9 protein-coding genes are annotated in these 16236 nt (G+C 35.8%); 2 read left to right on the top strand and 7 right to left on the bottom strand.

What is annotated here, in order from left to right; all coding sequences use genetic code 11:
* Window positions 1-209 precede the first annotated feature (209 nt).
* The gene (locus tag HCG49_RS08665) at window positions 210-1313 is read right to left on the bottom strand and encodes a ScyD/ScyE family protein (RefSeq protein ID WP_168469129.1); all 1104 of its coding nucleotides are present in this window, start codon (window positions 1311-1313) and stop codon (window positions 210-212) included.
* Window positions 1314-1854: 541 nt separating this feature from the next.
* On the opposite strand from HCG49_RS08665, the gene HCG49_RS08670 reads away from it, so the two are divergent.
* Complete coding sequence (locus HCG49_RS08670; protein WP_205764368.1) at window positions 1855-2097, top strand: hypothetical protein; 243 nt, start codon at window positions 1855-1857, stop codon at window positions 2095-2097.
* Window positions 2098-2238: 141 nt separating this feature from the next.
* Here the strand turns inward: HCG49_RS08670 and HCG49_RS08675 are convergent, their stop codons facing one another.
* Window positions 2239-3750, bottom strand: a complete 1512-nt coding sequence (locus tag HCG49_RS08675) for a choice-of-anchor I family protein (protein WP_168469130.1) — start codon at window positions 3748-3750, stop codon at window positions 2239-2241.
* An 843-nt stretch (window positions 3751-4593) separates the two neighbouring features.
* Between HCG49_RS08675 and HCG49_RS18825 the strand changes: the two genes are divergently transcribed.
* Window positions 4594-4797, top strand: a complete 204-nt coding sequence (locus HCG49_RS18825; protein WP_410488988.1) for a transposase — start codon at window positions 4594-4596, stop codon at window positions 4795-4797.
* Window positions 4798-5125: 328 nt separating this feature from the next.
* On the opposite strand, the gene HCG49_RS08685 is transcribed toward HCG49_RS18825, so the two are convergent.
* The 5 genes from HCG49_RS08685 to HCG49_RS08705 form a co-directional block, all read right to left on the bottom strand.
* The gene (locus HCG49_RS08685) at window positions 5126-7501 is read right to left on the bottom strand and encodes an AIPR family protein (protein WP_168469131.1); all 2376 of its coding nucleotides are present in this window, start codon (window positions 7499-7501) and stop codon (window positions 5126-5128) included.
* Window positions 7498-8487, bottom strand: a complete 990-nt coding sequence (locus HCG49_RS08690) for a PD-(D/E)XK motif protein (protein ID WP_168469132.1) — start codon at window positions 8485-8487, stop codon at window positions 7498-7500. The genes HCG49_RS08685 and HCG49_RS08690 overlap by 4 nt, the downstream gene beginning before the upstream one ends.
* Window positions 8474-11212 carry a Z1 domain-containing protein gene (locus tag HCG49_RS08695; protein WP_168469133.1) on the bottom strand — a complete coding sequence of 913 codons (2739 nt, stop codon included), beginning with the start codon at window positions 11210-11212 and terminating at the stop codon, window positions 8474-8476. The genes HCG49_RS08690 and HCG49_RS08695 overlap by 14 nt, the downstream gene beginning before the upstream one ends.
* Window positions 11213-12697, bottom strand: a complete 1485-nt coding sequence (locus HCG49_RS08700) for an ATP-binding protein (protein WP_168469134.1) — start codon at window positions 12695-12697, stop codon at window positions 11213-11215.
* Window positions 12698-13199: 502 nt separating this feature from the next.
* Window positions 13200-14801 (bottom strand): DNA cytosine methyltransferase, encoded by a 1602-nt coding sequence (locus HCG49_RS08705; protein ID WP_168469135.1) that lies wholly within the window; start codon window positions 14799-14801, stop codon window positions 13200-13202.
* Window positions 14802-16236: the final 1435 nt, after the last annotated feature.

Genomic DNA, 16236 nt, shown 5'->3' on the forward strand with positions numbered 1-16236 from the left:
GGATGCAGGTCAGCACTAATTAAAAATAATAATACTGCCGCCACTTAAATTCAATAGCCAGCCTACCAAGGAAAAAGCCCCCACGCCAAAATGTATGGCAGGAGGGATTTTCTAGTAGCCCTATAGCATTTGGCTGGCAGTGGAATGTTACAAACCGAATCACCTACCGTTTGTAGCCATGGCATATTAGAGGTATGATAGCAATATCATTACATAGAGATCTTAATAACTTCTGCGAGTTCTGGACTCAGGGAATTGGTGGTGGCCCATAGGCTGCCATCCTTTCCGAAGGTAATCCCTGTAAGCCCCATGATCCCCGTAGCCACCACTTGGACCTCTAGGGTTTCTAGATCTACGGCACTGATTCTACCGCCAATACCGCCACCAAGTACTTCTACTGCAAACCAGCTTTGTTCATCTAGTTCGGCGACGAATAGCTTTCCGTCCGCACAAAACGCCATATCGATAATAGAGGTGAATCCACCATCTAGCAGCTTCATACAATCTGGACTGGTAGCACAGTCGGCTTCCGACGCATTGGGCGAAATCCGCCAAATATTAGATTCCCCCGCTGGGGCCGGAAAACCTTTAAGCTCACCCACATAGTAATATCCGTCCGGCCCTACTACCACCGTGGTGGGAACGGCCTGGGCCGGCATTTCGGCTGTGTCGCAAATAAAGGCAAAATCGGGATTAGGACAGCCAACGAGGTTCTGTAGGTTGGCCGTAGATACCACCTCATCGGGGAAAACGGCCAAAAGCTCAATATTTCCTTGATTATCTACGCGCAGCAGATCGTTGCCCCCGGCATCGGTAACCAAGGCGGCATTGCCGCCAAGAGACGCCACACCAAAGGGATTGGAGTCTACCCCCGCCCCATCAGGATCGTTGGCCTCCTCATATTCGAACAGGTTGGCAATCAGTTTGCTGTTGCCTTTAGAAACACGATGCAGCCCCTGGCCGGTATTGATAATAGCCCCATCTGGCCCACCAATGGCGCCGGTGATCGCCCACATGGAACCGGTTCCTATAGGGGCAATATCGGTAATCCCGGGCAAGGGTATAGTTGTGGTCCCTGTAGCATTGGCAATTCCCGCCCCACCGTCTGCCACCAGAATATCGCCGTTAGGCGCCGTGGCGAGGCCAAAAAGAGGAGTGGTGAATCCGTCTGTAGCGGTGACTTTATTGGAATTAGCCTTACTAGTAGCGGTCTCATTGACCATGGGGACCTCCGTAGCTACTGACTCCTTGCTACAAGCCGTCAAAAACAACAGGGATAAAAATAGGACACTGTAAAAAGATAACTTTTTCATGAGTACATTTTTTAAATAAACGAAAACCTTATAGGATATAAGAGATATAAAAATTGGAATAGCATTATTCCTATCAAGCGTAGAGGGGTAGCAAGTAACCATCATAACTGCTTACTATTTGCGACATACAAAAGACTGTATAATTGCAGTATAGCACAGAAAAAACATCAATAGACCTATTGAATATCAGATACTTATAAAAGTATCGTTTTTTAATGAAAACCCCAAAAGAAAATGCAAGAAGCGATCAAGATTAGGGGTTGTGACCTTTACAACCAAAACCGTCCACGCCCTGGCTACCACAGCTATTTGTTGGGCCTTATTTATAGGCCATAAAGCAGCGTACCCCCCTTTAAACGTGGGCTGGGAGCGCCTTGGGGCATTATAAGGAAATAAATAGCCTTCCTGGAATACGTAATTAGGCGGAATTTCAAACACTTATATCATAAAGGTTATAAGCACCAATATTCTTGCGCCCAAAAATTTTGCGAAACGAGAATTTAAATATGCTTCGTTTTCAATTTTACAATTGGTGGTGTCCTTGGGCATAGGAGTTCTGGGCGATCACTTTATTGGTGCATTAGGGTGGGTAGACAGTCTGTATAATGCTTCGATGATCTTGACAGGAATGGGGCCGGTTAATGAGATGGTTACCGATGCCGCTACATTGTTCGCTTCGGCCTATGCTATTTTTAGTGGGGTTATTTTTTTAAGTACCGTCGCTATTTTCTTTGCTCCCTTTGCCCATAGATTGATGCACTTATTGCGGATTGAAGAGATTTAAACGCTACTTACAATAACTGTATTCATTTTTTACGAGTCCAAAAAAAGGGAGCAACTTCAGACAAGTGTACATATAAAAAGCCATCGCAACACTTGCGATGGCTTTTCTTCTAACAAAATTAATAACTAACAAAACAAGCACCTACATATTTTCGTAAATAGTAACGGTACCACTATCTTCATTAGAAACCACTAAAAGATCTTTCCCGCTGGGGCTATCCGCTGCTTTTATAGCCAATAATCCCTCTGGTGCCTCATCTCCTGTGTGCGATAAAATACTAAGGAATTCCGGCATGGTCGGATTAGTGATATCATAAACTAAAACCTGGTCATTTCGCTCCAATCCAACAAAAAGGATATAGCGTTCGTTACCAATATTTAAAACCTCCACACTTTCTGGCTCAGCACCTTTATCGTCACTTCGGCCATCGTCGTCATTAAAGCGATCTGGCGTTGCCTTTAATGTTTCTACCGCAATGCTATTCCCACTGTCGTACACCAAACTTCCGTTTGTAGACCAGATACTAAAGGAACGTGCCCCATAGCTGTAAATAGCATCATGGTCGCCATCATTATCAAAATCTCCTAGAGTTGTCGTTGTTTTTAGTCGCCCTAAGTTGCTTGGGTTCTGATAGTCCTGTGCCGCAGGAAATGCCGTTACATCCAATAGCAAATCATCTACGCGCACTTCTTCACTAAAGCCGCTATAATCTCGTGCATCGCCTTCATTGGCAGAGATAATATACTCCGTTCCGCTTATGGTAACGGAAACAATCGCATCGGGCTGATACATCCCGTATACCGGCCAATTTTTAAGCGCTTTTTTAGTATCCTTATCGCTGGCATCTATTTGGTTGCCGGCTACATTATAATCTTTAAATCCTAGTGGATAAATAGCCTCAATAGTTTTTGATACCAGATTTACTTTAGCAATCCCATTATTTTCTTGCAAGGACACCCATGCCGTTTGGGAGTCGTCAGAAATGGCAATGTATTCCGGTTCCACATCGGCCGCTAAATTGGCATTGGGACCAAAGACCCTAAACCCTTGCGCTTCCAAGGCTTCTTCTTCACTATTAAAAGAAGAGAAGTCCAGGTTGGTAACCGAGTTTTCCTTTAGGTTAATGATACTGATAGTTCCATCAGGGTCATTGGTATAATCATCATTAGGTTCGCCCTCATTGGCAGTAATAATTAAATTCCCGTCTTTTGAAAATGTCACCATATCCGGTAAAGCACCAACCGTAAACTCACTTATTAAAGTATTGTCCAAGGTATTAAATACCAATACCTTTCCTGGAAGCTGTTTTGGACTCGCCTCTACTGCGACCGCCAATCTCCCAGTATGGATGGCCACACTATTTGGAGCCCCATAGGCATTTAAATCTATGGGCATTTCCTGAACAGGAGAGCTTAGAGCCGATATATTGCTTACTGCGATCTGATTGGAGGCTACATTCACCGTAAATAGCTTTTTAGAAATTGGGTCATAAGCCGTAATTTCTGCAGCCCCTTCACCTCCAATAGGTATGGAAGTTTTAAACTGAAAATTAACAGTCGTATCTACCACTGTTTCCGTACTGTCATTCTCCTTAATACAACCCACTATTAATAATAGGCATGATGCCAAAATCAACTTACTAAAATGTCTCATATTCTATTTAAATTATATGGATACAAATATGATTTCTATGATTAAAGTTAGTTTTAAGCGCTCATAAAGCTTGTATTAAGGATTGCATGCCAGCGTAACCAAATTGTATGGAGATAGGCTGCTTATGGTTTCCATTCTTGTGATTTAAAAAGGCGTTTTGGCCATACTAGCCCGGTAAGTAAGATGGGCATGAGGGCGACACCCAAATTCTTTCTTATAGATATCAGTTGTCCATGTTCTATATGGGCGTTCCCCTATCGGGTCGCTCTTTCCGCTGTATCTTTTTTAAAGGGCCATGTGGCCTTTAAAAAAGGATGCCGCTGCAATAGCTAACGCGGAAATCAGTGAGCGGTAGCCAGTAAACGGTAGGACCGAACAAAAAATGTAATGATATGCATTTGCAATAAGAGGGGCCAGCTGGTGCATTGGAAATAATTGCCCCGCTAGCGCGAGCGTCACGCTCGTGCCGGCAAGAGTAAGCAGTCCATATTAAAAAAAGTAAAGATGACCAGAAAACACAAATTCCATAATAAGTCCGCCGTCTACTTTATAAGTTTTGCAACGGTATATTGGTTGGATATATTCACTAGATAGCCCTATTTTTCAATCTTAAAGGAAAGCGTAGCTTTTTGCAGGGCAGAAAAAGGCATGGAAGTGTTTGCTTAATTCTTTATGCCCAGCCATGCCTGTACTGAGCGAAGTCGAAGTATACACTTTGTATTTCGCTCAGACCAGGAAGACCCTTCTCGGCTGTTAAGGGACTTTAAAGGGTATACCGCTAGGAAATTGATAAAAGAAATCGAAGATAATCCTCAGGAAAGCAGAAAGGAACGGCTTTTATAGATGCTAGAACGAGCAGGGAAAAAGAAAAGTAATGTCTCCCAAAGACAACTCTGGCAACAACATAACAAACCCATAGAACTTTGGAACAATAAGGTCATAAAACAAAAGATAGCATACACTCACAACAACCCAGTGGAGGCAGGGTTTGTGACCGACCCGGTGGACTTAAAGTACAGCAGTGCCAGAAATTATACCGAAGACTAGACCATTTTAAAAATAGATGTCGATAATATGAATCTAGGAATGTTATAATGATACGAATAACTAAAATGGACCGAAAAGCAGGGCCGGCACGAGCGTGACCCTCGCGCTAGCGAGTACAGCAGTGCCAGAAATTATGCCGAAGACTAGACCATATTAAAAATAGATGTCGACAATATGAATCTAGGAATGTTATAATGATACGAATAACTAAAATGGACCGAAAAGCTGGACCGGCACGAGCGTGACGCTCGTGCTAGCGGTGTCTTGACCCAAGTTATTTTTCTATTTACACACTTTATGAAATAGTCCCATTTTTATTAATTTCTAGCTAAATTTTAATTCCATATTTACTTAGTTTTTTTATAGCTGAATCAACTATTTCCAAGCGATTTAAATCGATATTTTCTTTTCTTTTAATTTTTTGAATTACAGTTTTAATTACGCTGATTTCTTTAAATGTAAGATTACCCGTTTGCTCACCCAAGGCAATTATTTGATTCCATTTAGCCGTTTCAATTAACAGAAGCCTATTATATATAGTGGATGGATCAATTATTATTTTTTCATCAACCTTACTTAAAGCGGACAACTCATCATTATTTATGTTTAATTTTTTTAATTTTTCAATGATTAGAATTCCATTTTTAATTTCACTGTCTGTAAAATTACCAGATCTCTTTATTTTACTTCTTATATTAGAAACTATATTATCTTCATATTTGGTCAAGATTTTTGTTCTAATGTTATAAGTGTAAAGCCCATCCCAAAATCTAATTCCTAGCTCAACAATTTTCTGTAATTCGTTATATCTTTTAGACTCAGCAACATTATCTATATTATTATCATATCGTTTTTTTAATTCACTATCTGAAGAACAATATTTCTTAAGAATACCTAAATCAAATGGATGTTCTTTTTGGTCAACTAGTAAGGTCCAAGTTTTCTCAGCTTTAGCAGCTTCACTTATTAATAGCACGTTTAGAGAAGTAAAAAACTTATAAACATACACTAAACCGTTTTTTAGTTCGTGTTCCAACTCGGGATCAATACACTGATTTTCCCATATTTTACCTAAATTAATTTTGTTATTTGTTATTTTATGGAGCAGAGACAAAGTATAGGCCACGGTATGTGATTTAATATTTGTGTCCCCAATTGGATTCTGATTTTTACGACCGAATAATTTATCCGTCGTTCTAAAAAGAATAGTATTTGCAACAACATCTTCCCATAGCACACGAGTAGGTTTGTTTTTTTTATATTCCTTTTCAGCTTCCGCTAAGAAAACATTATAATTTTTCTGAGCCCCTTTGGAAACGTGATAAGGCATAAGCTTAAAAATATTCATTGCTTTCGCCACGTCTGCCTTAATTAATTTTTGATTGGTAGGGTATTTCAGTTTAAAAGCATCCTGTTTTCCTTTAGTAGGTTCTTTGTTTAAGGCTTCTCTATATTGTCCCTGAACTCTTTCAAAATACCAGATTGTCTGCTTACTTCTGTCATTTAAGTCAATAGCATAAGTAGTTCGAGATAATTCTTCTAACTTTTGCAAAAATGGATTATTGGATGTTAAATCAAGTTCCGATACCTTGTTTTGACTATTTGCATAACGTGAGATATAAGGCACCATCTCATTTTTTTTGTCTTCATCCTTTATAACTGTAAGCTTCATTTGCACGAAAACTTCAGATAAATCAGCCTTGAACTTTTTAAAAGTATGAAACAAGGATGCTGTAGTTTGACCTCCGTTTACTATCTGAAAATCCTTAACAGTGGTGATTACCTTTTGACCATTAATTAATTCCGTCTCAACATCAATTGCTGTTGAAGCTAATCCATTATTATATGGAAGAAATAAATGTGGATCATTTTTAATTGTATCTCTAATACCTCTATTCACCTTTCCTGTTTGTTGAAGAAAAGCTCTTACGTTGCTTTCTAATAATCTCGTCCCATAATTCTTATAAAGAGTGGCTAGTGTCTGTCCAGAGATTATAGCCAAATAACATTCATATAATTCATTAGTTGAGGGCATTTCCAAGCAGGGAATAGTTACTCCAAGTGTTTCTTTAAAATTAATTTCTATAGGTTCTCGATTATATTTGGACTGCGACAATCTATGTAATCTTTCCAAATCCCAAATATGAACATTGATTTGAATATCTTCAAACCCTTTAATCTTTGTATTCTTTGGAGCGTCAAAAGGAATGTTTCCATTGGAAAGAATAAAAATATTAACTCTTATAAATCCATTTTTATTATCCCTAATTAGACGTGCTAGCCCATAAGCCTCAGATGATTGTTCAATATCTTCCAAGTGACCTTTGAGAGATCCATTTAAAAATTTTGTAGACCATTTCAAAAGATTCTCAAAGTCTGCTGTATAAAGACGGTAAATCTCATTAATATCCTCATAGTGGGTAATGAACAAATCAACACTTTCTAAACCTTCCTCCAAGGCATATCCGTTTATTTTAATTTCAATATTTTCGTTTTTATTCTCACGAAAATAAGGACAAAGTCGTATACCCTCAGTTTCACCGGCTTCCCCAAGGAATTCCATTATATATTCTGTAAACTTATTCTCCTTTGATGCTCCATCATCATCAGAATATGCTAATGAATTAATTTCATGATATAGTTCATTTGCGAATTGTTCCAGTTCAAAATCTGTATTTTTAGCCTTACTTATTGTTGCATTCATATCATACTTTTAAATACTAAATCTGATTCTATTTCATAATCTTTAAAAGCAGTTATATCTAACTGATATTGTACGTTATGAATAGCTAAGTTATTTATTACCTTACTAGTTAGGGCTGGAAAATCCTCAGTTATATGATAATACTTTAAAGACCTTATCAAAAACCCCAAATCATCATAATGTAGTTCTTCTTTAGGTGGAATTCCAATTAGTTCAAGTTTGTACTCAAATAGTTGTAAAGAATCTGATCCATCATTGATCATATCTTTAATTTTCGTAATGAGCTTGTATAAGGTCTCCTTCCCTTTATTTACATCATCAACATGAACTATTGCCATGAACAATTTACTCCAAATACTACAATCTAATTGAAATTCATTGGCAATATTGATTGTAGGCTTAGAGGCTTTAGACGTTTTTAATTCTAATGCAATGTCTTCATAATTAAAATCTTGATTTGAACCATGAGGCCCGGTCCATGAAGATATACATTTTAAAGAATTAGATGATTTTTGAAGAATTAATTCAAGAAATTTCAACTCCCCATATAGACCCCTTTGTTTTTCATTTGGTAATAAATCTATTTTAATCTTAGAAAATAATTTACCCCAATAATTAACTTTTTTATTTATAATTAATGGTAATTCTATATAATTATCTAATACCTCGATGTCTCCTATCAAGTCTTCTAGAAATAGAATAAACACATCTAAAAGCTCATGATCAGATAATATAATAGTAATATTACGTTTGGAGTTTTGCCCAGGTAATAATCTAATTTCAACTCCGTGAAACCGTTTTAAATAATTTTTCTCAATCGATACATTATTGCCAATTTCAATTTGAAACATTTTTGAATTTGAGGCTCGTATATATCCTATGGAACAAACTATATTATTATCCAAAATAAATTCCTCACTTATCGCTTGGTTTCCGGAATAATCCTTCTGTTTTCTCCAAATTTCTTTTAGGTTAATTTTCATCATCAGAAGGATCATCGCTTTCTTGAGGTGACTCCTCAAATTCAGGTTTTATAGGTCGTGCCGCATATTCATATTTTTGTTCAGAATCTATAATAGGGAACATTAATCCAAATCCAATAATAGGTGCATCTGACTCCTCATTTTTAAACCCTTCTGGATCTATTGGAATGATTATTAACAATGGTTTCCCTGACTTTTTTCTTAAATCTTTTATTTCATTCTCAGTTTTCGGTTCCTCCTTAAATTCTAAGTCAATCAATTTATGTTCTTTGAAAAGGATGGCGTTTTTCCCACCACCAACGATTAATTCAAGAGTTTGATCTTTTAACTTTCTTTTGGACAAACCACCAATTTCTTTCCCGGTTTTCCATTCAAATTCTAGTAAATTATTTGCTTTAGTATTTAATGATATGGCAACAGACCATTGATTTAAAATCCCATTTTCATTTTGTTTTTCTATATAGGATTTTATTATATCAAGTCGATGATAGTCATTCCTATATGTCGACAGAAAATCTAGCACAATCGAAGAGTTGACATCCTTCCATAATATTGAACTTAATGAATTACTTAAGTTTTTCTTTAATTCCGGAGTATTTAGTCTTGATATGAAATATTTAAAATCCATATAATTGGCCTCAATATCTCTTTTTTTGAAACTATAAGTTTGAATTAATTTTCCCGAAAATCCTACTTCGATTTTTTCATGCTCTCTCATTTTCGTTAAAGAGGTAATCATTAACATTCCAGGATGAGTTCTAACTTTTAACTGATAGTCAATTGGTTGCTTATTATTTGCTGCCATTTCATCAAAATCATTTCTCATTTCCTCTGTAGCCATGGTTACATGTCTGTACCAATTAACTAATTGTTCAGTTGTGTATAGCCTGCATAAATCTACATAACCAGGTCTATAACCAAACCATCTTCCCATTTGCATTAAAGAATCATACATACGAGTGGTTCTTAAATAATAGCTAACGGAAAGTCCTTCTAATGTTATCCCTCTCGCTAATTTATTACCCCCAACAGCAATCACTGAAAATCCATTTTCATATTTAGTGTAATCAATCTCTTCAATATTATGATATTCAAGTGAACTTGTTTTCTTAAGACCATGTACAGATCTTACTTCGATTTTTGAAACCGCTGCTTTTAACTCACCTTTTACCGCTTCCCAAGTATGTACCTTAATTTTTGGATCGTTATATGAGATATTTTCCTTCACCTCTTGAGTCGTGGATACAAAATCATTTTCATATAAATCTTCAAGTTCTTCAATTAAGGTTCCCTGACCAGATTTAATTTGATTTTTATAATCTCGCAGTAATTCATTTATTAACCATGCTACTCGATCTATCCATAAAACCCTTAAAGCTACATGAACCAACATTGAAGAATGTTTTTTATCCTGCCCCCTTAGCCGTCTAATAGTACAAGTTAATATAAAAGCCTTGGTAGCCTCCTTAAGGGTTTTTGGAATATCATCAGGTAAATTTTCATTATTATCTTTATTGATCTTTTTTGGAATCCAAGGTTCTTGATCCTCAACGAATCTTATAATATCTAAAGCTTCTTGGGATTCCCCAGTATTTTCGTTTTCAAAACCAAAAACTTGGGCAGCACCGATATAATTTGAAGGAGGAGGTAGGTTCACAATGAAGTCTCGAGGAAATAAATCCTCCCCTACTTTTAACTTTACATCTTTAACCATAGTTTCAAGATCCTCGCTCCATGATGCAGGAATGTATAAGTTTGCATAAGGTGTAGCTGTATACCCTATAAATGTGTTCTGACTAAAAAGATTTAACAATGTCCTTATTAATCTATTGATTGTCCGAACATCTAATTCAGAGCCTGAGTTTACGGATGCATTGTCTGCTTCATCATCAATTACTAAAAGAGGAGTATTTAATATTTTCCTGCTTCCATCAACCTCATGTGCAAACTGGTTCAACCAAAGTATTAGATTCTCTAGAATACTTTTATTCTTTTTTATCACTAAAACTGTTGGGCTCTTTCCTTCTATAGGCACATTAATTCTTGTAGCAACAGACCTATTAAAATCGCCCTTATCATCTGAGGAAGTATATGAATAAATTTCAGTTTCTGAAGCGTATTTACCTACTCCGATTTTTACATTCTTCTGACGTTGAATAAAATCAGCACTATTCCTTCCTATATAGCCTTCATCAATTCGGATTTGTGTTTGGGATCGTAAAGAATTATGAATACCCGCTATAACCACAATTAGTTTATACCCTGAGTCCGTGGCTTTATTGATTAAACCTGTATAATTTGCAGTTTTCCCTGATTGAACATTCCCAACTACCATTCCTCTTCTATCCCAACTACCTATCGTTTTTGGATTAACACATTTATCCAAAATCTTATCTGTGCGATCATCTAAACTATCTATTGGGAAAGAGCCATCCTTTGCCTTGATGTGTAATTTATACCTATCCCATAATTGCCAATTTATCGTAGACTTCAAATCACTAAGCCACGGCCTTACTTCCTTCTCAACCAGCTCTGTCATTTTATGTGAATAAATATCCAAGTCTGCTTCTAATTGAGCAATTAGGTCTTCCTTATTGACTCCTTCAAAATCAGGCATTAAAAATACATTCCCTATTTCCTTTTCAAGGATTTGACTGTTTAATTCTGATTTTTCGTATCGACCTAACAATACATGGGCTATGTTCCGAGCATTTTGAAATTGATCCATTTAATTTAAATATTGAAGAAGTTCTGGGTATTGATTAAAAGGTTCAATGTTAAAAATCTGTTTGGCGGCTGTTTCTTTAGTGAGCCCTTGAGACCGAAGGGAAGAGTGCATTTTTCTTGCTACTTCAATCATCCCATTATCCAATTCAAACTTTGACTCTCTAAGTTCATGGCTTTGAGGATCTTCACTATGAAATTGTATTATAGACTCCACAGGCGTAGTGTCTCCTATTAACTTAAGAAGACTTTTTATATCTCTTTTTGAGATATTTTCCTTTTCCAACAATCGTTTTATAATTGGATGCTCCTCATTTATATAATAATGTCTTGCATCATCCCTAGTTTTTCTTGCTTTCCATACGGATTGAAAATCAAAACTCTTAATAGTATCATCAAGAATTATTTGATTGCCCCTAAAGCGATGAATCGAACCTGCCGCTTGCCTAGTTAATTTCCCAAGCCTAACAAGATCCTTTCTTACAGAAAAAGAGGGTGTTGCAGTTGCTTTTTTAATATCTATCTTCCAATCATGGTCCAATTTATTTGGGATATCAATCAATATCCTTGCATTTTTAAAATGCTCATTTTTGGAGAATAAACCCAACCAATCACCATGAAGCAACAAACGGTTTTGCCTGTAGATATAAAACCCTTGAAGTTGATACCAATCCTCTGTTTTAGCAACCTTTCTTTCTTCAGACGTTAATTTTGAGATATGTGGCAAAACATAACATTTAATATTTACGTTTCCTTGATCTATGGATTCTTTAGCAATTAATTGACCACCCTCCGATTGTTTCATGAAAGGATCCCATGGAGATAATACATTTCCATTAAGATAAACAGTGATTTTCCTTTTTTCCATGTACCGATGAAACACAAGACATAGATGTGCTTCAACTAATTCGAATTCTTCTAGGAAGACCTTTCTTGCCGCCTCATTCTTCACATTAGAATTACCTACCAACCTATCCAGTTTTTCCCAAATTACTGTAGTTCCAGAATTCAAGTTTTCTAATTCTTTTTTGAAAACATCATCAGATAAATATTCCAATAAATTCCATTTTCCCGTTTTATTAACATAATCTAAATCCCAACATCTATTAATTAGGTTAAAACCTTTCTTTTTTGAAATTACCGTAAGACTCTTACACTGTGAAAATGATGATGTTTTTAATCCTAACCCAAACCTTCCTAAATCAGAATCTTCACGACTTTCATTTGGGTCTTTACTTCCAGGAGTCATAGCATCAATCAGCTCTACTTGATCCATGCCTACTCCATCATCTGTTATTTTCACCCAAGAATTTGCTCCATCCCAATTATATTCTATCCAAATATTTTTGGCCTCAGCCGATATACTATTATCGATAATATCCGCAATAGCCGTCCTTAGGTTATAGCCAAAAGCTCTAAAAGTATTAATCAAGGCTCCAGCTTTAGGTGGTGTTTCTTGAAATGGAATGTTATCGAATTGTTCTAACATATAATTCTTTCTTTTTTAATTCTAGCTTATTACAAGTATTGAAGCCTTTCTGTTCTATTAAATATTTAGACAAAAACCTTTTATATCCCGTCTAAAAACTCATAAAAAGAGTCGATAATTGTCTCTTTTTTACTTTTTATAAATAATTGCTTAAATTACATAAAATAGTTTTATTTACTTACTAATAAACAAGAATTAGTTGACTATAAAAATTTTAATCACCGTCAATTTGGATTAAAGCAAAAAATGAACAGTACTTTAATTGCGTTACTTTCTGGGATGGATATAAAAGTTAAACAATTTAAAAAACTAATAACTTTTACTATAAGATGATTAGCATTCAAAATACTTTAACAAAAATTACCTTTAAAAAAAACTCCACCCAATTATTAAATTGGGTGGAGTTTTTATAAAAAATTAAATTTATAATATATTACTCTTTGGTTTTAAAAATCACCATTTTCGAAATCTTATAACCTGAAATTTTAATCATAAAGCCATTCTAAGCCTCCACTTTTTTTAAAATCTTTTCGACAATTTCTGCTATTTGAAATGCCAAATACGGGGGTACCGCATTCCCAACCTGATGATACTGAGCAGTTCTAGAACCTCTAAACAAATAATTATCGGGAAATGTTTGTATTCTGGCAGCCTCTCTAACAGTTAAGCTTCTACATTGTCCAGGATCATAATGAATAAAATAATGGCCATCTTTTGAAATATGACTGGTTACAGTTGTAGCTGCCCCGTAAGGCATTTGAACTCTAAATCGATCGGCAAACTTTCCACTTTTTGCACTCTCATGATCTGGTAGTAATCCATCGCTATATTCTTCAAAATCTTTAAGCCTAGGGAAACGTTTATACTTCTTCGCATATATGCTTGCAAATAGGTACCTCTTTATGTCTTCAACTAAATGTGAGCGAGATTGGTGATTACATATTCCACCAATATTATCATCTAAATACCAATCTTTTAATGGATTGTTAATAGAAGGTGTATTGCAGAGCACAAATTCCCCACCAAGTCCCAATGAACAAGAAGCTTCTTTTTTAGGATTGTCATTAGAATTAAACACACCCCATGACATTATTTCATCGTTAAAAGACTTTATTGTTTTAGACCAATTCTCTTGGTTATCCACTTCTTTTTTATAGATTCTTTTTTTCTTACCATTTATTTTTTCGGTAGAAATTATTGATCTTCCTAATCCACTTCTTAGTTTTGGCAAGTCTCCAATAACATCCTTTAAATCTAATTCTTTATCTCTACTATTTAAAATACTCGGAGTAACCTTAATATCCTCTCTAATCCCTAATAAAATCACTCTATGTCGTTTTTGAGGAACATTAAATTTTTCAGAATGTATCAAAAAATCCTTATCGAATTTATAAATAGGATTTCCTTCTTCATTAAAACCTTCGGGTTTGGTTGATAAGGAATAAACTCGATACTTGGCACTTTTGCTTGCCTTAAATATGGAAGAAGGATTCTGGAGGTCTCCTAGGATCCAATCAAATACTTTATCCCCATTTACCTTTGCTGATAAAAGCCCCTTTACGTTCTCCATTACAAAAACAGAAGGTTGGTGTTCGGCTATTATTCGCAGGTATTCTTTATATAAGTAAACTCGATGGTCCCCGCTATCTATTCCTCCAACTCTAGATCTTCCCGCCATGGAATAAGCCTGACAAGGAGGACCACCTATTAAAAGCCATTCTGTATTCCCATTTAATGCCTCTTTTATTCTTTGGTCTACTTTAGAGGAGGGAAACTCTTCACTGCCTAGTGTAGCTTTCCAAGCTTCCTCTTTGGCTAGTTGCCCTTGGTATGGGTACTTGCAAAATAACTTTTCTATAAGCTTTTCTCTTTCAACTAAATTTGTTTCCCTAAGAACATTATAATATTCTTCAGGTACATTCTCTTTATTGAATTTTCTAAAAAAACTTCTTAATTCTAGCGTTTTTTGAGCATTTTCATCTTTTTCTATTGACAACTTAATATCAAATACCCTTTGTCCTTGGTCATATATTGAAGAAAAACCTTCCCCTAACCCTCCAGGTCCTGCAAAAAGATCAATTATTGGTATTTTTTTATTTTCCATTATAAAACACTGAATTTTAACATTTCGGTTAATTAAAGCATCCAAGACCCAAAAATAATGTTCTACTTGCATTAATTACGCAAATATATATTCATAGACAACACATATTTATTTAAATTATGTTTCTTATCAACGAAAACATAATTTCTAACTAATTATTCCAAAAATAATCAACTAGTACATTAATTTATAGGAACCAAACCTTCTTCAGAAAAAGAGGAACTTTGTATAAGATATTGGTATCGAAGGTCCTTAAGGATAATTAAAAAAACTAAATATTAATTTTTATAATAGCTGATTAAAAATTATATAAAACAGAAAATAACAACACATATTACTCCTGTTCACGCATAGCATCTTAGTGAGGATGAAACATTACCATGGATAAACACAGTAATTCGCAATAAAGGGCCTCATTTAGGCGGTAGACATTTAAGAGGCGGAGGTGAATTGTTAAAATAAAACCAACTAAAGTTTACACTATTTTGTGCCAACAAAAATGTCTGTTTATTTCGTTCTAAAAAAACTCGAGATATCCCCTATAAGATAGTTTAATCTGCGCCTCAAAGTCTCCCGACTTCACAGAGCAAAGAGCTTCCAATTCTCACACCCTTAAAACATATCTTTTCTATTACCTTATCCTTGGTAAGATATTTTTATTTAGAAAAAGGTCCCGTGCTGTTTATAAATCCTTAATTTAATATAGATAAGACTGTTGAAAGACAGCCTGAGGTTTGGGCCAACTTTTATTGTGTCATAGTTCCTGATTAAAGACCAGAACTTTTAAGGTAGTACATAAAAAAACAGGATTCAATAAATAGTGATTAATACTGTAAAAGCGACACGCTGTAATAGCTTCTAGTGCGTGATAATGGTTATTGAATGGCATTAGCTGAAGCGCTGGAGAAAGCCCCGTGAAAGGCCGGTAATTAATGTAACCATTAAACAATGTGGAAATGTATCAATTGGTTAATGTAACAATAAGTCAAATTGAAAATATGAGAATGAGGGAATTTGAAAATGCATCTGTGGACCAATGAAAAAAATGATCTGGAAGCGGTCATTGCGAGGACGTAGGACGAGGCAATCTGATGCTGTTTTCCGTATGCTTCTTGTGAATGCTTCACTGCGTTTGAAATGACGCTACAAAGAAGGGGTATTTAATAAAAGGGAACCGGCCTAAAGTATGTATAGGCACGTAAAAAGAAATGTCTTGGAAGAAGGATTTGGCGGTATGGTGGTTTTATTACTATTGAAACATTGAGGTATGATGGCCCTCAAAGTCGGGAGACTTTGCGGATCTACTTTGTGGAACTACTTTGCGGAACGGCAAAAAAAAAGTCCCTTCATTTTCATGAAGGGACTCTTAAAAAAAGGCGGCGGCCTACTCTCCCACTTGGTGTAGCAGTACCATCGGCGCAGACGGGCTTAACTT

This window comes from Arenibacter sp. 6A1, from assembly GCF_012272855.1.
GTDB lineage: Bacteria > Bacteroidota > Bacteroidia > Flavobacteriales > Flavobacteriaceae > Arenibacter.

Excerpts from the sequence above, each read along its gene's own strand:
- HCG49_RS08700 (WP_168469134.1), bottom strand. The coding sequence starts at position 12,697 with ATGTTAGAACAATTCGATAACATTCCATTTCAAGAAACACCACCTAAA.
- HCG49_RS08705 (WP_168469135.1), bottom strand. The coding sequence starts at position 14,801 with ATGGAAAATAAAAAAATACCAATAATTGATCTTTTTGCAGGACCTGGA.
- HCG49_RS08665 (WP_168469129.1), bottom strand. The coding sequence starts at position 1,313 with ATGAAAAAGTTATCTTTTTACAGTGTCCTATTTTTATCCCTGTTGTTT.
- HCG49_RS18825 (WP_410488988.1), top strand. The coding sequence starts at position 4,594 with ATGCTAGAACGAGCAGGGAAAAAGAAAAGTAATGTCTCCCAAAGACAA.
- HCG49_RS08690 (WP_168469132.1), bottom strand. The coding sequence starts at position 8,487 with ATGATGAAAATTAACCTAAAAGAAATTTGGAGAAAACAGAAGGATTAT.
- HCG49_RS08685 (WP_168469131.1), bottom strand. The coding sequence starts at position 7,501 with ATGAATGCAACAATAAGTAAGGCTAAAAATACAGATTTTGAACTGGAA.
- HCG49_RS08675 (WP_168469130.1), bottom strand. The coding sequence starts at position 3,750 with ATGAGACATTTTAGTAAGTTGATTTTGGCATCATGCCTATTATTAATA.
- HCG49_RS08695 (WP_168469133.1), bottom strand. The coding sequence starts at position 11,212 with ATGGATCAATTTCAAAATGCTCGGAACATAGCCCATGTATTGTTAGGT.